Annotated in this window: 22 protein-coding genes; 14 read left to right on the top strand and 8 right to left on the bottom strand. The window is 61.7% G+C overall.

From position 1 onward, the window contains the following. Nucleotides 1-15: 15 nt before the first annotated feature. The 5 genes from AC0JZ8_RS18925 to AC0JZ8_RS18905 all read right to left on the bottom strand — a co-directional run bounded on the left by AC0JZ8_RS18925 (nt 16) and on the right by AC0JZ8_RS18905 (nt 4,663). Nucleotides 16-1,056 carry a polysaccharide deacetylase family protein gene (locus AC0JZ8_RS18925; RefSeq protein ID WP_471893399.1) on the bottom strand — a complete coding sequence of 347 codons (1,041 nt, stop codon included), beginning with the start codon at nt 1,054-1,056 and terminating at the stop codon, nt 16-18. Between the two features lie 92 nt (nt 1,057-1,148). After that, a complete protein-coding gene (locus tag AC0JZ8_RS18920; RefSeq protein ID WP_471893186.1) occupies nt 1,149-1,940 on the bottom strand; it encodes a sulfite exporter TauE/SafE family protein in 792 nt (263 codons plus the stop codon). Between the two features lie 76 nt (nt 1,941-2,016). Continuing rightward, nucleotides 2,017-2,457, bottom strand: a complete 441-nt coding sequence (locus tag AC0JZ8_RS18915; protein ID WP_062453634.1) for a bleomycin resistance protein — start codon at nt 2,455-2,457, stop codon at nt 2,017-2,019. Further along, on the bottom strand, nt 2,454-3,869 hold the full coding sequence (gene tldD, locus AC0JZ8_RS18910) for a metalloprotease TldD (protein ID WP_062453633.1): 1,416 nt from the start codon (nt 3,867-3,869) through the stop codon (nt 2,454-2,456). Before tldD ends, AC0JZ8_RS18915 begins: the two co-directional genes overlap by 4 nt. 122 nt (nt 3,870-3,991) lie before the next feature. After that, on the bottom strand, nt 3,992-4,663 hold the full coding sequence (locus AC0JZ8_RS18905; protein WP_471893185.1) for an invasion associated locus B family protein: 672 nt from the start codon (nt 4,661-4,663) through the stop codon (nt 3,992-3,994). Between the two features lie 326 nt (nt 4,664-4,989). Between AC0JZ8_RS18905 and coxB the strand changes: the two genes are divergently transcribed. The 11 genes from coxB to AC0JZ8_RS18850 all read left to right on the top strand — a co-directional run bounded on the left by coxB (nt 4,990) and on the right by AC0JZ8_RS18850 (nt 14,293). After that, entirely contained in the window at nt 4,990-5,874 is an 885-nt protein-coding gene (coxB, locus tag AC0JZ8_RS18900; RefSeq protein WP_062453631.1) for a cytochrome c oxidase subunit II, read from the top strand. Nucleotides 5,875-5,891: 17 nt separating this feature from the next. Next, nucleotides 5,892-7,628 carry a cytochrome c oxidase subunit I gene (ctaD, locus tag AC0JZ8_RS18895; RefSeq protein WP_062579435.1) on the top strand — a complete coding sequence of 579 codons (1,737 nt, stop codon included), beginning with the start codon at nt 5,892-5,894 and terminating at the stop codon, nt 7,626-7,628. 72 nt (nt 7,629-7,700) lie between these two features. Further along, nucleotides 7,701-8,657: a heme o synthase gene (gene cyoE / locus AC0JZ8_RS18890; protein ID WP_471893184.1), complete on the top strand. Its 957-nt coding sequence runs from the start codon at nt 7,701-7,703 to the stop codon at nt 8,655-8,657. Then, entirely contained in the window at nt 8,654-8,794 is a 141-nt protein-coding gene (locus tag AC0JZ8_RS18885) for a hypothetical protein (protein ID WP_162734883.1), read from the top strand. Before cyoE ends, AC0JZ8_RS18885 begins: the two co-directional genes overlap by 4 nt. A gap of 25 nt (nt 8,795-8,819) precedes the next feature. Then, nucleotides 8,820-9,464, top strand: coding sequence for a cytochrome c oxidase assembly protein (locus tag AC0JZ8_RS18880; RefSeq protein ID WP_471893183.1), 645 nt, complete (start codon nt 8,820-8,822; stop codon nt 9,462-9,464). A gap of 61 nt (nt 9,465-9,525) precedes the next feature. Further along, on the top strand, nt 9,526-10,401 hold the full coding sequence (locus tag AC0JZ8_RS18875; RefSeq protein WP_062453626.1) for a cytochrome c oxidase subunit 3: 876 nt from the start codon (nt 9,526-9,528) through the stop codon (nt 10,399-10,401). 114 nt (nt 10,402-10,515) lie between these two features. After that, nucleotides 10,516-11,283, top strand: coding sequence for an SURF1 family protein (locus tag AC0JZ8_RS18870; RefSeq protein ID WP_471893182.1), 768 nt, complete (start codon nt 10,516-10,518; stop codon nt 11,281-11,283). A 72-nt stretch (nt 11,284-11,355) separates the two neighbouring features. Further along, a complete protein-coding gene (gene ispH, locus AC0JZ8_RS18865; protein ID WP_471893181.1) occupies nt 11,356-12,381 on the top strand; it encodes a 4-hydroxy-3-methylbut-2-enyl diphosphate reductase in 1,026 nt (341 codons plus the stop codon). A 79-nt stretch (nt 12,382-12,460) separates the two neighbouring features. Further along, on the top strand, nt 12,461-13,426 hold the full coding sequence (locus AC0JZ8_RS18860; RefSeq protein ID WP_471893180.1) for a homoserine kinase: 966 nt from the start codon (nt 12,461-12,463) through the stop codon (nt 13,424-13,426). Then, the gene (rnhA, locus tag AC0JZ8_RS18855; protein WP_209900065.1) at nt 13,423-13,863 is read left to right on the top strand and encodes a ribonuclease HI; all 441 of its coding nucleotides are present in this window, start codon (nt 13,423-13,425) and stop codon (nt 13,861-13,863) included. Before AC0JZ8_RS18860 ends, rnhA begins: the two co-directional genes overlap by 4 nt. Nucleotides 13,864-13,984: 121 nt before the next feature. After that, nucleotides 13,985-14,293: a Dabb family protein gene (locus AC0JZ8_RS18850; RefSeq protein ID WP_062453619.1), complete on the top strand. Its 309-nt coding sequence runs from the start codon at nt 13,985-13,987 to the stop codon at nt 14,291-14,293. Between the two features lie 96 nt (nt 14,294-14,389). Here the strand turns inward: AC0JZ8_RS18850 and AC0JZ8_RS18845 are convergent, their stop codons facing one another. Further along, nucleotides 14,390-14,875: a peroxiredoxin gene (locus AC0JZ8_RS18845; RefSeq protein ID WP_062453618.1), complete on the bottom strand. Its 486-nt coding sequence runs from the start codon at nt 14,873-14,875 to the stop codon at nt 14,390-14,392. Nucleotides 14,876-14,959: 84 nt separating this feature from the next. Continuing rightward, nucleotides 14,960-15,802, bottom strand: coding sequence for a protein-disulfide reductase DsbD domain-containing protein (locus AC0JZ8_RS18840; RefSeq protein ID WP_245341481.1), 843 nt, complete (start codon nt 15,800-15,802; stop codon nt 14,960-14,962). 280 nt (nt 15,803-16,082) lie between these two features. On the opposite strand from AC0JZ8_RS18840, the gene AC0JZ8_RS18835 reads away from it, so the two are divergent. The 3 genes from AC0JZ8_RS18835 to AC0JZ8_RS18825 all read left to right on the top strand — a co-directional run bounded on the left by AC0JZ8_RS18835 (nt 16,083) and on the right by AC0JZ8_RS18825 (nt 18,270). Continuing rightward, complete coding sequence (locus AC0JZ8_RS18835) at nt 16,083-16,712, top strand: YqgE/AlgH family protein (RefSeq protein ID WP_062579450.1); 630 nt, start codon at nt 16,083-16,085, stop codon at nt 16,710-16,712. A gap of 103 nt (nt 16,713-16,815) precedes the next feature. Continuing rightward, nucleotides 16,816-17,007 carry a CsbD family protein gene (locus AC0JZ8_RS18830; protein WP_062453615.1) on the top strand — a complete coding sequence of 64 codons (192 nt, stop codon included), beginning with the start codon at nt 16,816-16,818 and terminating at the stop codon, nt 17,005-17,007. 111 nt (nt 17,008-17,118) lie between these two features. Next, on the top strand, nt 17,119-18,270 hold the full coding sequence (locus AC0JZ8_RS18825; RefSeq protein WP_471893179.1) for a zinc-binding metallopeptidase family protein: 1,152 nt from the start codon (nt 17,119-17,121) through the stop codon (nt 18,268-18,270). 95 nt (nt 18,271-18,365) lie between these two features. Here AC0JZ8_RS18825 and AC0JZ8_RS18820 read toward each other — a convergent pair whose 3' ends face one another. Then, complete coding sequence (locus tag AC0JZ8_RS18820; protein ID WP_471893398.1) at nt 18,366-21,203, bottom strand: EAL domain-containing protein; 2,838 nt, start codon at nt 21,201-21,203, stop codon at nt 18,366-18,368. Nucleotides 21,204-21,220 lie beyond the last annotated feature (17 nt).

The raw sequence follows: 21,220 nt of genomic DNA, 5'->3' as shown, positions 1-21,220 counted from the left end.
GATGAGAGCTTGCGCCTAGCGCGCAAGCTTGAAGGGAATGCCCGAGGCGAGCGCCGACACATAGCGCGCCCGCTGGTAATGGCCGTTCAGCGAAATCCGCGGCAGACCCGTCAGCCGGGTCAGCCATTTCTCGCAGATCGTGCCCGGCTGGGTCGTGACGGCGACCGAAAAGCCGAGGTCGCGGGCGATGCGGTAGTCGCGCTCGCCCACCGCCTTCCGCGTGCCGTAGGGATAGGCGATCGTGGTCGGCCGTATCCCGGTCAGTTCTTCCACATAGTCGGCAGAACTCGCCATCTCGGCCCGCGCCTGCGCTTCCGACAGCCGCCCGACGGCGCGATGACTGATTGTGTGGGCGCCAAGTGTTGCGAGCTTGTGCCGCGAAAGTTCGCGGAGCTCGGCCGGATCCATCGTCAGGTCGGCGGTCATCTGCAACGGGTCGATACCGTAACACCGCACAAGCGCATCCATCCTGGAAACGGCACTTGCCTCGTCATCGCGAAACACGAGATCGGCAAACCGGTCGAAGGCGTCGAACTTCTGCTCTTCACAGCCGAGCTCGATCCGCTCGGGTCCATTGCCGAAATCGAAACTCAGCTCCCGCTCGCGACCGATCAGGTCCGCCATTGTCTCCCACCACATCGAATGGGTCCGCTCCGCAAAGCCGCGGGCGACGAAAACGGTGAAGGGCACGCCGTATCTCTCGAATACCGGCAGCGCATGTTCGGCGTTGTTGCGATAGCCATCGTCAAGCGTGAAGGCGGCAAACGGCTGGCCGGCCGGATTGGCAAGCCGCTCCGGCACGTCCTCCAGCGGCACGAACGCATATCCATCCGCCGAGAGCCGTTCGATCGCATCGGCCAGGAATTCCGGGGTAACCTCCAGATGACCGCTCGGCTGGAACGCGAGCGATTGTTTGGGGCGCACGTGATGAAGCGTGAAGATAGAACCACGACCGCGCGCACCTGCCAGCATGCCGGCCCGCGCGAGTGCTGCCGACGCCTCGAGACCCGTCGTCGTGACCTGACGTTTCAGACCACGGACCCATGCCGCCGGCAACTTTGCTTTCAAATTCACCATCGTCGCCACGCCCGTTCAACCCCGAGATGCAACCTACCGTGTCAGCCGTTAAGCGTTGCTGAAGACCTGTTTTAGCGAATCATGCCGTCAAACAGCGGCAGGCCGATCAGGGCGGCGGATGCGATCAGGCAAAAGCAGATACGCCGGAACGTCGCCTCGCTCGCACGCCCGAACAGCCGTGAACCCGCGTACAGCCCGATCCCGTAGCCCGGCCCTGCGATCAGCGCGATCAGCAGCACCTCGAACGTCAGGATGCCGCCGATCAGATACGACACTGACGAGATGACGCTGGCGAGCGCAAAATAGAGGACGAGGTTTGCCCTGACGACATCAGGTGCCGTCGCGCCGCCAAGCCAGTAGGCAACGATCGGCGGTCCCGACATCTGCGCCGCGCCTCCAAACAGGCCGGCCAACGCCCCGACCCCAACGGTCAACGGCGCCTTCGGCCGGCCCTGGTAGCGCCAGCCGGAGATGAGGAACACGAGTAGGCACAAGACGACGACCGAGATGATCCAGCGCAGGGTGACGGAGGGAAGCAATGCCAGCGCCGCCGCACCGACGGGCACGCCGACGACGGCACCCATCATCATCGTGAACACCTCGCGCCGGTTTGCCCTTCGCCAGCCGTCCGGCACCATCCCGAGCGTCATCACGCCATCGATGACCAGCAGCAGCGCCGCCGCGAGTTTCGGACCGATCGCCGTGCCTGCCAGCGGCACGAAGATCAGGGCGCCGCCAAATCCCGAGAACCCGCGGGCAAGGCCGGCGATCATGGCGGCTGAGAACACGAAGGCGAGTTCACCCGGCGAATGGCCGGGAAGCCAGAGGCTGAACATGTCGGCAATGGGGGTGGAGGAGGGCATGGATCGGCTTGCACTGTTACAAAGCCGGCAACTGCAGGGATTTGGCCGAAGGTGTCAAGCCGTCACGCCGACGGGTTCAGAGCGGCAGGGGCCGCTCTCCCAGATGTTCGAACAGCCGCAGCAGATATCCATCAGGGTCGGCAACAATGAACTGCCGATTGCCGACCTCATGATCGCCGCGGCGATACCACTTGTCTTCCGGTTCGAGCTGAAGGGGCACGCCCGCTGCCTGCAGCCGCGTCAGGATCGCTCCCGAGGATGGAACCTCGATCTGCAGGTTCAAGCCGCGACCGAACGGATAGGCGGGGGACGCCCCGTCGGGCAGAGCAAAATCTCGGCCGATACCGATCTGGTCGATCATCAGTTGCGCCTGGCCAAGCGCCAGGAATGCAAACCCTTCGTCCGGACGGTCATAGACGATATCGAAACCGATCAGCTCGCAGTAGAAATCGCAGCTTTTGCGCCAATCGCTGACGGAGAGCTCGGGAACCAGCGCGTTGGACCGGTGCCGCGTCACGCCTTGGTGCCGCCCACCGTGACCTGATCCATCCGCAGATGCGGCTGGCCGACGCCAACTGGCACCCACTGGCCGCCCTTGCCGCAATTGCCGATGCCGGTGTCAAGCTTCAGGTCGTTGCCGACCATCGAGATGCGCTTCATCGCGTCCGGTCCGTTTCCGATCAGCATCGCACCCTTGACCGGCGCGCCGATCTTGCCGTTCTCGATCATGTAGGCCTCGGTGCAGCCGAACACGAACTTGCCGGAGGTGATGTCCACCTGTCCGCCGCCGAAGGACACGGCATAGATGCCCTTCTTGACCGATGCGATGATCTCTTGCGGGGACTTGTCGCCGCCCAGCATGAATGTGTTGGTCATGCGCGGCATAGGGATGTGCGCATAGCCCTGGCGGCGGCCGTTGCCGGTGGGTGCCACACCCATCAACCGCGCATTCTGGCGGTCCTGCATGTAACCAACCAGCTTTCCGTCCTCGATCAGGACGTTATAGGCCGAAGGCGTGCCTTCGTCATCGACGGTGAGCGACCCGCGGCGGTTGTCGATCGTGCCGTCGTCGACGACGGTGACGCCGGGGGCTGCCACCATCTCGCCCATCAGACCGGCAAAGGCCGATGTTTTCTTGCGGTTGAAATCGCCTTCCAGCCCGTGGCCGACAGCCTCGTGCAGCATCACGCCCGGCCAGCCATTGCCAAGCACCACATCCATCGTACCGGCCGGTGCGTCGATCGCCTCGAGATTGACCAGTGCCTGGCGAAGCGCCTCGTCGGCGCCTGCCTGCCAGTTGCCGGTCGCGACGAAATCGCCGAACCCGATCCGGCCGCCGGTGCCGAACGAACCCGATTCCTGGCGGTCGCCGTCACCCACGACGACGGAAATGTTGATGCGCGTCATCGGCCGGATGTCCTGCACCCGGTGCCCATCGGCGCGCAGGATGTCGACCACCTGCCAGCTGGCGGCAAGGCTTGCCGAAACCTGCCGTACCTTCGGATCCTTGGCGCGCAGATAGGCGTCGATCTCGGTCAGAAGCTTGGCCTTGGCCTCGAAGCTCGGAGAGCCGATTGGGTTCTCGTCGCCATAGTACTTCTTGTTGGTGCGCTGGGGTGCGGCGGCATAGGAGCCGGAATGGTTGGCGGTGACGGCGCGCACGGCATCGGAAGCGCGCGATAGCGCGGACGCCGAAAGCTCGCCCGCATGCGCATACCCGACAGCCTCGCCGGCGACGGCGCGCAGGCCAAAACCCTGGTCGGTGTTGAACGAACCACCCTTCAGGCGGCCATTGTCGAACGAAAGCGATTCCGCCTGGGCATGCTCGAGATAGAGCTCGCCATCGTCAGCGCCTGACAGCGCCTGGCTCAGGATCGAACGCAGCTTCGTCTCGTCGCAATCGAAGAGGGAGATCAGGTCGGTGTTCATTGTTCTATGCTCCGCTTGCGCACGTCAGTGCATTCGGGACCGAGGGGCGCGAATGCATACGCGCCCAAGTCGAGATATCTGGAGCCCGATGTAGTTCCGGCAATCCGCCGAAACAAGCGTCTTTACGGAAGCGCGTCGTAGCCGGGGCCAAAACCGTTGAGCTCGATCGGGATGCCGACGCGGTCCTGATCAGCGGACTCGCGCAGCGCGAACACGGCGTTCTTGCCGGCGCGAAGGATGCGCATCAGCTCGTCGTCGATTTCCACTTCCACATAGCAGCCTTCCGAGAAGCAGCGGGTGAAATAGGCGCGGCCGATATTGTTGCTGTCGACATAGAGCTCCATGCCGTCCTTCAGGAGAACGCCGAGCGGGGCAAGGATGCGCAGGATGCGCGCCTTGCGGTCGGCGGTCTTGAGGACGACGACGGACAGGCCGACTTCCGGGCGATCTTCGGCGATCACGTTCTGCATCATCGCGCACTGCTCGACGGAGGCACCGGCCGGCTTGTCGCAGATGATCGACCAGGCACCGTGGTTTTCCTTCACGTTGCCGGGCTGTGCCGGAGAACCGGGGGCAGGGCTCTGTGGCGCCTGCTGTGCATTCTGCCCGGTCTTCGGTGCGGCACCAGTCGATGGGGCAGGGGCCGATGGGGCAGGAGCCGGCGCGGAAGGAGCCGGTGCCGATGGGGTGTTGGGAGTCGGCCGAGGTCCCGGCTGCTGCGCGACTGCGGGTAATGCGACGGCCCCCGCAAGCATCAAGGCAAGGCAGGCGCGAAGGCGGTAGGGACGACGCATGTAGACCTCTAAACGGACGAATCAGTGTGACTATTCTTGGCGGTCCTACGCCGAAATGAAAGGCCTCGCTCTCTTTTCAGCCGAGTACGGCGAAAATGGGACTTGAGGGGTTTGCGACTGTGCGGCGCCATCTGGTCAAGCAATGCCGCATGTTCCTGACGGCGCAGGCACTCGGCCGCATGCCGATAGGTTCAAAATGCCGCATGAGCAATGCCGCGCAGATATTGCGACGACCCGCAAACTGTGATTGAACCAAACCAGGCGCTTGAATTCCGCATGCTGTTCGATCGCGGGACTCGGGCGCATGGGAGAGAGGGTTTATCGTTATGTTGAGAGCTTACGCCGCAATGGCGTCGCTTATCTGTCTTTTCACAGCTTCGCTGGCCCATGCGGACCAGCCGAGGCCATGGCAGATGGATTTGCAGGCGCCCGCGTCACCGATCATGCACCAAATTCGCTGGTTCGAGCACTATACGCTCTGGTTCATCGTGCCGGTGACATTGCTCGTTCTGGTGCTGCTGATCATGGTTGCGGTCAAGTTCCGCGCCAGCCGCAATCCGGTTGCTTCGCGCACCAGCCACAACACGGTCATCGAGATCGTCTGGACCGTGGCGCCGGTGCTGATCCTGTTCTTCCTCGCCATCCCGTCCTTCAACCTTCTGAACGCACAGTTGGAAATTCCGGATGCGGACATGACGGTCAAGGCCACCGCCACCCAGTGGCAGTGGAACTACGAATATGAGGGTTCCGGCGAAACGCCCGTCGCCTTCGACAGCTACATGCTGAAGGATCCGGATCGCGCTGCCGCCGGCAAGACCGATATCGATCGCTATCCGCGGCTGCTCGCCGTCGACAACGAAATGATCATTCCGGTCGGCAAGACGGTACGCATGCTGGTGACGGCAGCGCCGTCCGACGTGATCCACGCCTTCGCCATGCCGGCCTTCGGCGTCAAGATCGATGCCGTTCCCGGCCGTCTCAATGAGACCTGGTTCAAGGCCGATCGCGAGGGGATGTACTACGGCCAGTGTTCCGAGCTTTGCGGCAAGGATCACGCCTATATGCCGATCGCCATCCACGTCGTCTCCGAGGAAAAGTACAACACCTGGCTTGCCCAGGCCGCCAGCGACCTTCCCGGTGCTTATAAAGCACTGGTCGCCGATGCCGGCACGGCCAAGCCCGCCGACGGCCTTGCCGTCGCTGCGAAGTAATCAGGAGGCTGACGATAATGGCCGGACATACCACTCATACGGATCCCCATGGCGCTCACGCCCATGACGACCATGCTCATGATGCCCATGCCCGCGCGTCTCACGACGATGCGCATGCGCATGGCGATCATCATTCCCACACACCGGGCTTTGCCGCCCGCTGGCTGTTTTCGACCAACCACAAGGATATCGGTACGCTCTATCTGATCTTCGCGATCATGGCGGGCGTCCTCGGCGGCCTTCTGTCGGTTGCGATGCGCATGGAGCTGCAGGAACCTGGCATCCAGATCTTCCACGGTCTGGCGGCCATGGTTTACGGCTTCGAGGGCGATGCCGCGATCGATGGCGGCAAGCACATGTACAATGTGTTCACCACCGCGCACGCGCTGATCATGATCTTCTTCATGGTCATGCCGGCGATGATCGGCGGTTTTGCCAACTGGATGGTGCCGATCATGATCGGCGCCCCTGACATGGCCTTCCCGCGTCTGAACAACATCTCCTTCTGGCTGATCATCCCGGCATTCCTGCTTCTGATGCTGTCTATGTTCGTTGAGGGACCATCCGGTGCCTATGGCGCGGGCGGCGGCTGGACCATGTATCCGCCGCTGTCGACCTCGGGTCATCCGGGTCCGGCCGTCGATCTGGCGATCCTCGCACTCCACGTTGCAGGTGCCTCGTCGATCCTCGGTGCGATCAACTTCATCACCACCATTCTCAACATGCGCGCTCCGGGCATGACACTGCACAAGATGCCCCTGTTTGCCTGGGCCGTTCTGGTTACTGCCTTCCTACTGCTTCTGTCTCTGCCGGTTCTCGCCGGTGCCATCACCATGGCGCTGACCGACCGCAACTTCGGAACCACGTTCTTCTCGCCTGAAGGCGGCGGCGATCCGATCCTCTACCAGCACCTGTTCTGGTTCTTCGGTCACCCGGAAGTCTACATCCTGATCCTGCCCGGCTTCGGCATCGTCAGCCACATCATCTCGACCTTCTCGAAAAAGCCGGTCTTCGGCTATCTCGGCATGGCCTATGCGATGGTGGCGATCGGCGCGGTCGGCTTTATCGTCTGGGCCCACCACATGTACACGGTCGGCCTGTCGCTCGATGCGCAGCGCTACTTCGTCTTCGCAACCATGGTTATCGCGGTGCCGACCGGCATCAAGATCTTCTCCTGGATCGCGACGATGTGGGGTGGCTCGATCACCTTCAAGGCGCCGATGGTCTGGGCAATCGGCTTCATCTTCCTGTTTACCGTGGGCGGCGTCACCGGCGTCCAGCTCGCCAATGCCGGCCTCGACCGGTCGCTGCACGACACCTATTACGTGGTGGCTCACTTCCACTACGTCCTGTCGCTCGGCGCCGTATTTGCAATCTTTGCCGGCTGGTATTACTGGTTCCCGAAAATGTTCGGCTACATGTATAGCGAGAAGGTGGCGCACCTGCATTTCTGGGTGATGTTCGTGGGCGTGAACCTGGTGTTCTTCCCGCAGCATTTCTTAGGCCTCGCCGGCATGCCACGCCGCTATATCGATTATCCGGATGCCTTCGTGGGCTGGAACTACATCTCCTCGATCGGTTCCTACATCTCCTTCGCCGGTGTTCTGGTCTTCCTCTTCGGCGTCTGGGAAGCCTTCGCCAAGAAGCGTGTCGCCGGCGACAATCCATGGGGTGAAGGTGCAACGACGCTCGAGTGGCAGCTGTCTTCGCCGCCGCCTTACCACCAGTGGGAACAGCTGCCGCGCATCCGCTAAAGGCAGCGTTCCAACAAGGGACATCGCGTGTGACACGCGCTGTCCCCCGAAAATGCAAGGTTTTTAGGTCTCATGACAGTTATCGATGATCGCGACGCTCTCGGCAATGACGCAGGCCTGTTCCTGTCTGAAGCGGGCGCGCGCGATTTCTTCGAACTTCTGAAGCCGCGGGTCATGTCGCTCGTCGTCTTCACGGCGTTCGCAGGTCTCGTTCTGGCGCCCGGCACGCTTAATCCGGTTCTCGCTGCAATCTCGGTTCTCTGTATCGCGGTGGGCGCCGGTGCGTCCGGCGCGCTCAACATGTGGTACGACGCCGATATCGATGCCGTCATGACCCGCACCGCCAAGCGCCCAATTCCTGATGGTCGCGTGCGGCCGAGCGAAGCGCTTGCCTTCGGCCTGACGCTGTCGGTGTTTTCGGTGGCGATCCTCGGTCTCGCCGTCAACTGGCTGGCCGCCGGCCTGCTCGCCTTCACCATTTTCTTCTACGCGGTCGTCTATACGATGTGGCTGAAGCGCTCGACGCCGCAGAACATCGTCATCGGCGGTGCCTCCGGCGCCTTCCCGCCCATGATCGGCTGGGCCTGCGTCACCGGCGGCATTTCGCTCGACAGCGTCATCCTGTTCCTCATCATCTTCCTCTGGACGCCTGCCCACTTCTGGGCGTTGGCGCTCTACAAGATGCGCGATTACGGCTCGGTCGGCGTGCCGATGATGCCGAACGTTGCCGGCGAGCGTTCCACCAAAATCCAGATGCTCGCCTATGCGGTTCTGACCGCTGTTCTCGGCGTCGCCCCCAGCTTCACCGGCCTTGCCAGCATCGGCTACGGCATCTTAGCCGGCGTGCTGGGGCTGATCTTCATTGCCTGTTCCATCTCAGTCCTGCGCATGCCTGAAGGCGACGAGCGGATGGTGCCGGCGCGCAAGATGTTCGGCTACTCGATCTTCTATCTCTTCATCATCTTTTCCGCGCTGCTTGCCGACCACGCGGCAGCCGGTGTGGCGACCCTGATCGGAAGCCTTCTATGATTGACACCGTCAAGCTCAACGACGCCCAGAGAAAGTCCCGCCGCAACAGAAATGTGGCGCTGGGACTGGTCCTCGCAGGGCTGGTCGTCCTTTTCTACGTGATGACGCTGGTCAAAGTCGGCGGCGTCGGCAACTGACCCAGAACGCTTGAGGAGGAGGCACATGGGAGGAAAGGTTCACGGGAATGGTCAGGGCAACGCCCAGCGGCCGGGCCATGGTCAGGCAAAGCGGGTCAGCAATGCCGCGATCTTTGCCGGTTGCGCTGTGTTCGTCACCTGCATGGTGGGCGCCGCCTATGCGTCCGTTCCGCTCTACCGCCTCTTCTGTCAGGTCACCGGCTATAACGGCACCACCCAGCGCAGCGAGCAATATTCCGATACGATCCTCGAGAAGACCATCAAGGTCACGTTCGACGCCAATGTGTCGCCCGGCCTGAACTGGGATTTCAAGCCTTCGAAACCTGTGGAGCTTAAGATCGGCGAAACCGGGCAGGTGTCGTTTACCGCGAAGAACCGTTCGCCGGTGGCGACGACTGGAACCGCGGTCTTCAACGTCACCCCCATGGAGGCGGCGGTCTATTTCAACAAGGTCCAATGCTTCTGCTTCACCGAGCAGACCCTGCAGCCGGGCCAGACGATCGATATGCCGGTCGTCTTCTTCGTCGATCCCGAGATCGTCAAGGCGAACGAGACGAAGAACATCAAGACCATTACCCTGTCCTACACCTTCTATCCGGGCAAGGAGCCGGCGCCGAAGCCGGTTGCGGCCTTGCGGAATGAAGTGCAGGATAAGGGCAGTAAGCTTTAAAATGGCCCGCCGTTTTTGGCGGGTGGAACACTTGCGGTAAGCACCCTTGGGAGGGGCAGGCATGGCAGAAGCGCACCAGAAGAACCACGATTATCACATTATCGACCCCAGCCCTTGGCCGCTTCTCGCCTCGATCGGCGCCTTCGTCATGGCGTTCGGCGGCGTCGGATACATGCGCTACCTGAAGGGTTCGGAATTCCACATTTTCGGCATGAACCTGGCAACGCCATGGGTCTTCTTCATCGGCCTCGCGATCGTCATCTACGTGATGATCGGCTGGTGGTCGGATACGATCAAGGAAGGTAATGCGGGCGCCCATACGCGCGTCGTGTCGCTGCATCTGCGCTATGGCATGATCATGTTCATCGCGTCGGAAGTGATGTTCTTCGTCGCCTGGTTCTGGGCCTTCTTTGACGCCAGCCTTTACGCCAACGAGGCGATCCAGGCGTCCAGAACACAGGTTCTCGGCGGACAATGGCCGCCAAAGGGCATCGAGGTTCTCGATCCATGGCATCTGCCGCTCTATAACACGATCATCCTGCTGCTGTCAGGCACCTGCGTCACCTGGGCTCACCACGCGCTGTTGCACAACGATCGGAAGGGCCTCGTCACCGGCCTGTCGCTGACAGTCGCACTCGGCGTACTGTTCTCGTTCGTGCAGGCCTACGAATATGCCCACGCCCCGTTCGAATTCGCCAATTCGATCTATGGCGCCACGTTCTTCATGGCCACCGGCTTCCACGGTTTCCACGTTCTGGTCGGCACCATCTTCCTGCTGGTCTGCCTCATCAGAGCCATGAACGGCGGCTTCACCTCGGAAAAACACTTCGGCTTCGAAGCAGCCGCCTGGTACTGGCACTTCGTCGACGTCGTCTGGCTCTTCCTGTTCTTCTCCATCTACATCTGGGGCGGCTGGGGCGCACCGCTGGCGCATTGATCGGGGTTTCCCCTCTCACACTCCTCACGGCCCTTTTCCCCAGAGGGAGAGGGCCGGTCGTAGACAGGTCGGGGAGCAAACGCCGAGGGCGTGCAGAAGGCCGGGTCTGAATACATGACACATCAAGTCGATATGGCGGGCGCTCGCAAGCGGCGTCCGGTCAAGACCATCGCCACGATCACCCTCATCCTCGCCTCGCTCGCCATCCTCCTTGCTCTCGGCACCTGGCAGATGGAACGCCTGCACTGGAAGGAAGGGCTGCTTGCGGATATCGCCGAGCGGCGCAGCGCAGTTCCCGTACCGCTTGGAGACATCGAACGGCTCGCGGCCAATGGCGGCGATATCGAATACCGCCGCGTTGCGCTGTCAGGCACATTCGACCACGCCAAGGAGCGGCATTTCTTCGCCACGTTCCAGGGCCAGACCGGTTTTTACGTCTACACCCCGCTGATTCTTCCCGATGGCCGCGCTCTTCTCGTCAATCGCGGCTTCATTCCCTACGAGATGAAACAGGTCTCGACGCGCACCGCCGGCGAAGTTGCGGGTGAGCAGCGGCTGACCGGCTATGCCCGAAGCCGACTGGCGCAAAAGCCATCTTCCATCGTGCCCGATAACGATATCGCCAAGAACATCTTCTTCTGGAAGGATCTAGACGTCATGGCGTCGTCATCAGGTCTCGATCCGGCCAAAACCCTGCCGTTCTTTGTCGATGTGGATGATCAGGTTCAAAATCCCGGCGGCTGGCCGAAGGGCGGCGTCACCCAGTTCGATCTCCCCAACAGCCATCTCCAATACGCCTTCACCTGGTATGGGCTGGCCGCAGCTCTGGTGGCGGTCGTCATCGGCGCATGGTGGCGCCGTGCCAAGCCTGCGACGCCATAGCCCTCACTTTTTTCTTGGCGTGGCGGAGCCGGCTCGCCTATATGGGGGGCTGCAACGGCTTACGGAAGCGACATGAACATCCAGGTCACAAAACCGGCTCTCACGATCCGCCTCTGCGGTCCGCGCGGCTTTTGCGCCGGAGTCGATCGGGCAATCCAGATCGTCGTGCTGGCGCTGAAAGCCTATGGCGCGCCGGTCTATGTTCGCCATGAGATCGTCCACAATCGCTATGTCGTCGAAGGACTGGAAGCCAAGGGCGCCGTCTTCGTCGAGGAACTGGATGAGATCCCGGCGGAGCATCGCCAGCAGCCCGTCGTATTTTCCGCCCATGGCGTGCCGAAATCGGTGCCCGAGGATGCCCAGGCCCGCAATCTTTTCTATCTCGATGCCACATGCCCGCTCGTCTCAAAAGTCCACAAGCAGGCGATGCGCCACCAGCGGCTTGGCCGCCATGTGGTGCTGATCGGCCATGCTGGACATCCGGAAGTGATCGGCACAATGGGCCAGTTGCCGGAAGGCACGGTCTCGCTTGTCGATACGATCGCCGATGCGGAAGCTTATGTTCCAGTTGATCCCGACAATCTCGGTTACGTCACCCAGACGACGCTCTCCGTGGATGATACGGCCGGTGTCATCGCCAAGCTGCAGGAACGCTTCCCGAACCTGACGGCACCGGCAGCCGACAGCATCTGCTACGCCACCACCAACCGCCAGGAAGCCGTCAAGGAAGCAGCCCCCGGCTGCGATCTCTTCATCGTTGTCGGCGCACCGAACTCGTCCAACTCCAAACGTCTCGTCGAAGTCGCACTGCGGGCCGGCGCCCGACGTTCGATCCTGGTGCAGCGCGCGTCCGAGCTGAACTGGGACGAAATCGGCCAGATCGAGACGCTCGGCCTCTCCGCCGGCGCCTCCGCCCCCGAAGTCATCGTCGACGAGATCATCGAAGCCTTCAAGCAGCGGTTTTCGGCTGAAATCGAGCTTGCGATCACCGCCGAGGAAACCGAAAACTTCCTCGTCAACCGCGAACTCCGCTCCGTCCCCCTCACCATCGAAGACATGGCCTGGGTCAACGGCGAGCGCCCTCTCTCCGCTGGATGAACCGCCTTCGGCTCTAGCGAAGCACCGGCCAAGCCGCTAGGAAGAGATCCAGCGCAACGATCATCAGCGGGACGAAATCTTGGCCGTCTATACCGATATCACCGAAATCGACCTGAACCGGTTCCTGGCCGAATATGATGTCGGGGAGCTCACGTCCTACAAGGGCATTGCCGAGGGCGTCGAGAACTCGAATTTCCTGCTGCACACAACCCGCGAGCCGCTGATCCTGACGCTGTATGAAAAGCGCGTCGAGAAATCCGACCTGCCGTTCTTTCTGGGCCTGATGCAGCACCTGGCCGATCGGGGTCTGTCCTGCCCGCTGCCTTTGCCACGCCGCGACGGGCAGTTGCTAGGCGAACTCTCGACCCGGCCGGCGGCCCTCATCTCGTTTCTCGAGGGCATGTGGCTGAGACGGCCGGAAGCCCGCCACTGCCGCGAGGTCGGCAAGGCGCTGGCGCAGATGCATCTGGCCGGCGAAGGGTTTGAGATCAAGCGCCCCAACGCGCTGTCGCTCGATGGCTGGAAGGTGTTGTGGGAGAAATCCGCCGACCGCGCCGACGAGGTCGAGAAGGGGCTGCAGGACGAGATCACTTCCGAGCTCGAATTCCTTGGCCTCAACTGGCCGAAGGATCTTCCGGCGGGCGTCATCCATGCGGATCTGTTTCAGGACAACGTCTTCTTCCTCGGCGACGAACTGTCGGGCCTGATCGACTTCTACTTCGCCTGCAACGACCTGCTCGCCTACGACGTATCCATCTGCCTCAATGCCTGGTGCTTCGAAGCGGACGGCAGCTATAACGTTGAGAAGGGTATGGCGATGCTGGAAGGATATCGCAGCGTCCGGCCGCTGTCTGATGCGGAGATCGCCGCATTGCCGGTGCTTGCCCGCGGCTCGGCCCTGCGCTTCTTCCTGACCCGGCTCTATGACTGGCTGACGACGCCCGAGGGCGCGCTGGTGGTCAAGAAGGATCCGCTCGAATACCTCCGCAAGCTGCGGTTCCACCGCGGCATTTCCTCTACTGCAGATTATGGACTGACATCATGAAACAGGTCGACATTTTCACCGACGGCGCCTGTTCCGGCAATCCCGGCCCGGGCGGCTGGGGCGCTATCCTGCGTTACGGCGAAACCATCAAGGAACTGTCCGGCGGCGAGGCCGAAACGACCAACAACCGCATGGAACTCATGGCGGCCATCAGCGCCCTCAACGCGCTTAAGGACACGTGCGAGGTCGATCTCCACACCGACAGCAAATACGTGATGGACGGCATTTCCAAGTGGATCTTCGGCTGGAAGAAGAACGGCTGGAAGACGGCCGATAAGAAGCCCGTCAAGAACGGTGAGTTGTGGCAGCAGCTCGATGTCGCCAACCAGCGCCACAAGGTCAAATGGCACTGGGTCAAGGGCCATGCAGGCCATCCGGAAAACGAACGCGCCGACGAACTGGCCCGCACCGGCATGGCGCCTTTCAAGAGAAAGTAGCGGTTGCTCTTGAGGGTGGTTTACAGCAAAGGTGCGAAGCGGTTTCCCGTCGGGCATAGCGTTGAAGCAGGCTCCACGACGATTTCGCGCCATACAGAACAGCCATAGGGTGGACCCACCGATGATCCTTCATTGCGTCTTCATGCGCTTCAAGACTGCATTGCAGCCGGCAGAGAAGCAGGAAATCTACGACGCCGTTCACGGCCTCAAAACGCTCATTCCCGGCATTGTTGATGTGAAGTCCGGCCCGAACGCCTCATCGGAAGGCCTGAACGGCGGCTTCCTCGACGGCTTCATCGTCACCTTCGACACGCTGGAAAGCCGTGACGCCTATCTCGTCCATCCCGACCATATTACCGTCGCCGAACGAATTGTCGCCGCATCCGATGGCGGCGTGTCGGGCCTGATGGTTTTCGATATGGCAGTGTAATGGTTCGAGGCGGGCTCTAGCCCCTCGCAGCGTCTCATTCGCAATGGGAATGAGGGGCATGAGCCCCTCAAACGATCTCGTGGAATATTAATTGACTTAGAGGCGTTCCAGCATCGCGTCGGCACCCGAGACGGTGGCCTGGCCAGGGCTTTCCTCGATGTCGAGTGACTTCACCACACCGTCCTCGACCAGCATCGCGTAGCGCTTGGAGCGCACGCCAAGCCCGCCGGCGGAAAGATCGGCATCAAGGCCCATCGCCTTGGTAAAGGCACCGTCCCAGTCGGCCAGAAAATGGATCTTGTCCATGCCGCCGGTCTGCTGTGCCCAGGCGCCCATTACATGCCAGTCGTTGACGGCAACGACGGCGATGTCGTCGACGCCCTTGGCAAGCAGCGCGTCGCGATTGTCGAGATAGCCGGGCAGGTGGTTCAGCGTGCAGGTGGGCGTGAAGGCGCCAGGTACCGCAAACAGCACGACCTTCTTGCCGGCAAACAGCGCGTCCGTCGAGATCTCGACCGGGCCGTCAGCAGTCTTTTCCTTGAAGGTGGCGCTGGGTAGTTTTTCACCGATGGCGATGGTCATGGGATCTCCTGTTTGCTTGAAGTTTGCCGTTCGGCGGAACTATAGGTCGCGGTCGGCAAGAGGCAAGCGAAGACGGGAGGGGTCTCAGTCGAAAACGATGGACGTCTCCATGGACCGACTGCCGCTGGTCGCCAGAATGCCCCACCGTTTGCCGCTGATGTCGTAATTGTCAGGCAATTTGCCCACCGGCATATCCAGCGTATAGGCATGACCCTGCCGCTTCGCATCGACGCTTTCGAACAGGACATGCCCCTCGGGACCGGTCACCACCACCTGCGGCGGCGCGGTCGCACTGTCCGGCAGCCGCAGCGTCAGCCGTAGAACCTTTCCGCCCTTCACCATCGCATAATCAGTCACGGCAAAATCGTTGGCCGGAGGCGAGGGGAGTGCGGCACTGGCGGCGTTGAGGATCATTGCCTCTTCCACCGGCGTGCCCCGGACCGCTTTCATCGGCAGAGAGAATTCGGCCTGGAAGGGTATGCAGATATTACGGCAAATGCCGATAAACGCGGAAACGTCGATGCTTGCTGCCCCCAACGGCAAGACCTGTGAGGCTTGCCCCGCCTTGGTCGGCTTGTCGAGCTTCAGCGCAAACGGAAATGCCACGGCGCGATCATAGCCGATGTCGGTCACGTCACCGTTGGTGATCAGCTTTGGAACCGGATAGGACATCGTCTGGGAGGTGATCCCACTTTCGCGCGAAAATGTCAGTTGCGGCGGAATGCCCGCTTCACCCGGCTCTTTCCAATAGGTGATCCAGCCATCCTTCGGCTCGATCTGCATCGCTCCGCGCACGGTTCCATCGGGCTCTGGAGGCATGGTGACGATCCGCATGCGGCCGCCCTCGTTGGTGGCCCAGGGCGTCATTTCCGCCAGAGCATCGGCCGCAGCCGTCTGCAATCCAAGGCAGATGGCAGCGCCAAGCAACAGGTTTGCGGTTGTGGTTCGAATTGGGGTCAGGCTCCTCATCGCTCAGGGATTAACCGTTAAATGTTGAACGAACCAGCAGCGCTTTCGAAAAACAGGATCATTTTCCGTTGATCGCCACGGTTCGTGCCCCATGTTTCAGGAACGCTGCTGTGAAGCAGCAGCCACGGCACGCTCTCACAACCAGGCGGGCCCGGCCTTCAAAGACAGTCAGTACAGACATTTCAAACGGCCGCAGTTTTGCTAGAATAGGTTTCAAAGCGCTGCAGGTGGAGGCATGATGGCTTTTTCGCTTCTCTCGGGTGCTCAGGACGACGGCGGCAAGGGCGGTCGCGAACGCGGCTTTCTTGACGGACAGTTCCTGATTGCGATGCCGAGCATGCAGGATACCAATTTCTCCCGCACGGTCATCTATGTCTGCGCCCATTCTCCGGCCGGCGCCATGGGGTTTATCATCAACCGCGCCCAGGAAATTTCCTTCACGGAAGTGTTGCGGCACCTCAAGCTCTTGGACGAGCACGAGATCATTGCCCTCCCGCACGAATGCCGTGAGTTCCCGATCCTGTCTGGAGGTCCGGTGGAAACCGGTCGCGGCTTCGTGCTGCATTCCGACGACTTCTCGAGCGAATCCTCCATTCCCGTCAGCGACGATATCTCGCTCACCGCCACGCTCGATATCATCCGCGCCATCTGTGACGGCAGGGGGCCATCACGCGCTACCATGCTGCTCGGTTACGCAGGCTGGGGTGCAGGACAGTTGGAGCGGGAGATTTCCAGCAACGGCTGGCTGAACTGCCCGGCCAGCGAAGATCTGATCTTCGGTACGACGCTGGAAGACAAGTACGAGCGCGCGCTCGCCTCGATGGGCGTGACGCCCGCAATGCTCTCCTCCGACGCCGGCCACGCCTGAATTTCTGAAATTCTTGAGCTATGCCGGAACGAACTGCCAAGGCTCGGAGTTCTCCTAGTGCAAGACATCGAAAACGATGCCGCTAAGCTCAAGGAGAAACACTATGGGTAGCACCAGCGATAAAATTTCCGGAATGGGCAATGAAGTCTCCGGTAAGGTCAAGCAGGCTGTCGGCGACATGACCGACAACCACGAGCTGGAAGCCAAGGGCGCTGCCCAGGAAGCCAAGGGCGAAGCCCAGCAGGCCAAGGGTAAGATCAAGGAAGCCGGCAAGGACATCGTTGATCGCGCCTAAGCGATCCGAATCCGCCAAATCCAGAAACCTGTTCCGGTCCTACCGGGGCAGGTTTTTTATCATCCAGAATTCAGTTCACCCCAACTTCCACTTCGTCTAGCGGATCTGTCCATGCGCCTCTTCGACTGCGATCACTGCGGCCAACCGGTTTATTTCGACAATCGCAACTGCGTCCACTGTGGTTACAAACTGGCTTTCGTTCCGGAAAAGCTTGCCATCATGGCTCTGGAGCAGGACGAGATGGTTTCGGGTCCCGACGCCCCCGTGGCGGACCCGACCTGGCACCTGTTCGGTGACCTCGACAGCAAGGTGAGGCTCTGTGCCAACAGCAGCCTGGATATCTGCAACTGGACGGTCGTTGCCGAGGACCCGAACCCGTTTTGCCCGGCTTGCCGGCACAACCGCCTGGTGCCTGACGCCTCGACCGAGGAGGGGCTCGACCAGTGGCGTCGCATCAGCCAGGCGCAGCGCCATCTGTTCTATTCGCTGATGAAATGGAACCTGCCGCGCACCAACCGCGAAGAAGATCCGCAGGGCGGCCTCGTCTTCGATTTCCTGATCGACGAGATCCAGCCGGATGGAACGGTGAAGCCCGCCATGACCGGCCACGAAGACGGCCTCATCGCCATCCGCGCTGCCGAAGCCGACGACGCGACGCGCGAGCAGATCCGAATATCCATGAACGAGCCTTATCGCACGATGCTTGGCCATTTCCGCCACGAGACCGGCCACTACATCTGGGACAAGCTTATCCGCGACGGCGGCAGGACCGATGCATTCCGCGCCGTGTTCGGCGACGAGACGATGGATTATGCCGACGCGTTGCGCCGCAACTACGAAGAAGGCCCGCCGGTCGGCTGGCAACAGTCCTATATCAGCACCTATGCGAGCTCGCATCCGTGGGAGGATTTTGCCGAAACCTTCGCCCACTACATCCATATCGTCGATACGCTGGAAATGGCACGCGCCTACGGCCTGTCGATCGATCCGAGACGCCACGGCGAACTGGCGGCAGAAGTTGCGTTCCAGCCCTACGAGGCAGCGAGCGCCGAGCAGCTCGTTCGGGCGTGGATTCCGTTCAGCATGGCATTGAACAGTATCCACCGCGCCATGGGTGTGCCGGATCTCTATCCGTTCATCCTCGCCCCGGCGGTCACCACCAAGCTGCAGTTCATCCACGACATGATCCAGGAAAACCGCCGTCAGCATCCGGGCGCGACTTGGGAAGCCATGAGCGGCGCTGCGATGGCAACGGCTGTGTGATCAGGCTCTATGCACGCGGACGGGCCTGACATCAGGCCTGTCAGGCTGCTCGTCTCCCTCATCCTCGCCACGAGGCAAGATGAGGAAGTCGGAACTCAAGCCCGTTTCGTCAGCGGAAACCGTTCTTTCAGCAGTCGGCCAATCGCATCCGTCGTCGCCGGCGGGCCGAACAGGTAGCTCTGGCCGAAATGGCAGCCCATCTTGGCAAGCTCTGCCGCGTCTTCGTCGGTCTGGATGCCCTCAGCCACCACGTCCATCTCGAGCGCCCGCGCCATGGCGATGACCGAGCGCAGAAGCACAGCACGCTTGTCGGTGGCATCGCGCACCAACGACTGGTCGAGCTTGATAGTGTCGAACGGGAACTGCGTGAGATAGCCGAGCGAAGAGTAGCCGGTACCGAAGTCGTCGAGCGCGAGGCTGAGGCCGGTCTCTTTGAGCTTGGCCAGAACAAGACGCGCCTGTTCCGGGTTCTCCATCATCAGCGACTCCGTCAGCTCCAGCTTGAGCTGGCCCGGCGCCACCTGCGTCCGCTGCAACAGCGCCCGGACGTCATTGTAGAGATCGGCGTTCAGGAGCTGCGCACTCGAGACGTTAACGGATACGAAGATCGGCAGCGAACCGGTTTGTGCCTGCCAGGACGTGAGGTCTGAGGCCGCCCGTTCCATCGCAAAGAGGCCGAGAGGGCCGATCAGGTCCGACATTTCGGCGATCGGAATGAATTCGGAGGGCGGAATACTGCCGCGTTTTGGATGTTCCCAACGCATCAGCGCTTCGAAGCCGGCGATCTCGCCATCCACAAGCCTGATGATCGGCTGATAGGCGAGTGTCAGTTCGCGTCGCTCGATTGCGCGGCGAAGGTCGGTTTCGATCTGCAGACGATCGGTGCCGGTCGAGCGGAATGCCGGACGAAACGGTTCGACGCGATTGCCGCCGGCGCGCTTGGCCCGGTACATCGCCAGTTCCGCATCGGCGAGAAGTCCCGGGGCGCTTTCCTGCTGATCTACCCAGGAGGCTAGGCCGATCGAGGCGGTGAGCACGATCTCGCGGTTGGCAAAGTTGATCGGCACCATGATTGCCTTGGACACCGCATCGGCGAAATCCGCGACCTTGCCCGGGTCCCGCTCGGACACAAGGATGAGGCCGAACTGGTCGCCGGCAAGCCGTGCCAGCGTATCCTGTGGCTTCAAGAGACGACGCAGGCGCCGCGTCAGCGCGATCAGAATGTTGTCGCCTGCGGCAATTCCAAGCGAGTCGTTGACCTGCTTGTAGCGGTCGATATCGATCGCCATGACGGTTGGGCGCAGATGCCCGTCGCTGGGTGCCAGCGTCAGTACCGATTGCAGACGGTCGAGGAACACCTGGCGGTTCGGCAACCCGGTCAGGTTGTCATGCATCGCGTCCTGCAGCAGACGCTCGATCGAGTTCTTCTGCTCGGTCACGTCGATGACGGTGCCGACGCAGCGGATGATTTCGCCGTTTGAGCCGAGCACCGGCCGTGCGCGGATCTGCAGCCAGTGGAAATGCCCGTCTTCCGCGCGAATCCGGAATTCGTGGTTCAACCGGCCGCGGCGATGTTCCAGCAGCACGTCCAGCGTGGCGCGGAACCGGTCGCGGTCATCGGGATGAAGCCGCGGCAGCCAGTTGCGCACCGGCCCGTGCATGGAGCCTTGCTCGAGGCCAAGCCGCGTCGAGATGTCGGGCGTAGTCACCACGCGGTCGCGCGCCACATCCCAGTCCCACACGGTGTCGCCCGAACCGGTCAGCGCCAGCGACTGCCGCTCCAGATCGGAAAACAGACCCTGCTGGTAGGCGCCGCCGGCAAAGGCGTGCTGCATCACGGTAAAGCCGATCAGAAGCACGATCAGAACCAGTCCGCCGCCAAGCGCCGGCTGCACGATGTCGTTGTCGAGCTGGCCGGTCACCGTCAGCCATCCCCCGAACAGCCAGACCAGCAGCAGCGCCCAGGTCGGCACCAGAAGGATGGCGCGGTCATAGCGGTTGAAGCCGAGATAGACGATCAGGAGGATGCCGACAGTACCCGTCAACGCAAACGAAAGCCGCGCGATACCGGATGCGACAGACGGATCGTAGATCGCCACACCGCCGAGGAGCACGAGGCCGGCCACCCAGGCAAGCGTCGCATAACCCAGATGCACGTGCCAGCGGTTGAGGTTGAGATAGGTAAACAAAAAGATGACGAGCGACGAGGCAAGCGCCACTTCGGCTGCGGCACGCCATATTCGCTCGTCGGACGATGTCACGCTGATGAGCTTGTCGAGAAACCCGAAGTCGACGCAGATATAGGCAAGCACCGCCCAGGCAAGGGCTGCCGCCGCCGGCAGCATGGATGTTCCCTTGACCACGAACAGGATGGTCAGGAACACCGCAAGCAGACCGGCAATGCCGAGCACGATGCCCTTGTAGAGCGTGAACGAGTTGACCGAATCCTTGTAGGCATCCGGTTGCCAGAGATAGATCTGCGGCAGCGCCGGCGTCGAAAGCTCGGCGACGAAGGTGATCGTGGCGCCCGGATTGAGCGTGATGCGGAACACGTCGGCATCGGGGCTGGCGATACGGTCGAGCGCAAACCCTTCGGATGGCGTGATCGAGATGATGCGCTGCGAGCCGAGATCCGGCCAGAAAACCTTGGAATTTACGAGCCTAAAATGCGGCGCGACGATCACCCGCTCCAACTGCTCTTCGGAAACGTTGGAAAGCGCGAACACCGCCCAGTCGCCCTGGTGCGACGGCGAAGATGCGCGCACCTCGATGCGGCGACGGATACCGTCGGCAGCAGCGGCCGTGGAAACCTGAAAGGCCTCGCCCTGGTTGGCGTAGATGTCGGTCGTGCGGGTCAGGTCGAGCGCGGTGTCGTCGCGCGAGATTTTCACCGGCTCGGCCGCCTGTGCAAACGTCGCCGCCGCAAGAAACATCAGGACAGCGGAAACGA

The organism is Velazquezella soli (assembly GCF_977018685.1).
Note: the sequence above shows the minus strand (reverse complement) of the source record. Positions and strands in the feature narration are given on the sequence as shown.

What these genes read in the sequence shown, in the direction of transcription:
- AC0JZ8_RS18920 (WP_471893186.1), bottom strand. Translation starts at nt 1,940, where the DNA reads ATGCCCTCCTCCACCCCCATTGCCGACATGTTCAGCCTCTGGCTTCCC.
- tldD (WP_062453633.1), bottom strand. Translation starts at nt 3,869, where the DNA reads ATGAACACCGACCTGATCTCCCTCTTCGATTGCGACGAGACGAAGCTG.
- AC0JZ8_RS18905 (WP_471893185.1), bottom strand. Translation starts at nt 4,663, where the DNA reads ATGCGTCGTCCCTACCGCCTTCGCGCCTGCCTTGCCTTGATGCTTGCG.
- coxB (WP_062453631.1), top strand. Translation starts at nt 4,990, where the DNA reads ATGTTGAGAGCTTACGCCGCAATGGCGTCGCTTATCTGTCTTTTCACA.
- ctaD (WP_062579435.1), top strand. Translation starts at nt 5,892, where the DNA reads ATGGCCGGACATACCACTCATACGGATCCCCATGGCGCTCACGCCCAT.
- cyoE (WP_471893184.1), top strand. Translation starts at nt 7,701, where the DNA reads ATGACAGTTATCGATGATCGCGACGCTCTCGGCAATGACGCAGGCCTG.
- AC0JZ8_RS18885 (WP_162734883.1), top strand. Translation starts at nt 8,654, where the DNA reads ATGATTGACACCGTCAAGCTCAACGACGCCCAGAGAAAGTCCCGCCGC.
- AC0JZ8_RS18880 (WP_471893183.1), top strand. Translation starts at nt 8,820, where the DNA reads ATGGGAGGAAAGGTTCACGGGAATGGTCAGGGCAACGCCCAGCGGCCG.
- AC0JZ8_RS18875 (WP_062453626.1), top strand. Translation starts at nt 9,526, where the DNA reads ATGGCAGAAGCGCACCAGAAGAACCACGATTATCACATTATCGACCCC.
- AC0JZ8_RS18870 (WP_471893182.1), top strand. Translation starts at nt 10,516, where the DNA reads ATGACACATCAAGTCGATATGGCGGGCGCTCGCAAGCGGCGTCCGGTC.
- ispH (WP_471893181.1), top strand. Translation starts at nt 11,356, where the DNA reads ATGAACATCCAGGTCACAAAACCGGCTCTCACGATCCGCCTCTGCGGT.
- rnhA (WP_209900065.1), top strand. Translation starts at nt 13,423, where the DNA reads ATGAAACAGGTCGACATTTTCACCGACGGCGCCTGTTCCGGCAATCCC.
- AC0JZ8_RS18850 (WP_062453619.1), top strand. Translation starts at nt 13,985, where the DNA reads ATGATCCTTCATTGCGTCTTCATGCGCTTCAAGACTGCATTGCAGCCG.
- AC0JZ8_RS18845 (WP_062453618.1), bottom strand. Translation starts at nt 14,875, where the DNA reads ATGACCATCGCCATCGGTGAAAAACTACCCAGCGCCACCTTCAAGGAA.
- AC0JZ8_RS18835 (WP_062579450.1), top strand. Translation starts at nt 16,083, where the DNA reads ATGGCTTTTTCGCTTCTCTCGGGTGCTCAGGACGACGGCGGCAAGGGC.
- AC0JZ8_RS18830 (WP_062453615.1), top strand. Translation starts at nt 16,816, where the DNA reads ATGGGTAGCACCAGCGATAAAATTTCCGGAATGGGCAATGAAGTCTCC.
- AC0JZ8_RS18825 (WP_471893179.1), top strand. Translation starts at nt 17,119, where the DNA reads ATGCGCCTCTTCGACTGCGATCACTGCGGCCAACCGGTTTATTTCGAC.
- AC0JZ8_RS18820 (WP_471893398.1), bottom strand. Translation starts at nt 21,203, where the DNA reads ATGTTTCTTGCGGCGGCGACGTTTGCACAGGCGGCCGAGCCGGTGAAA.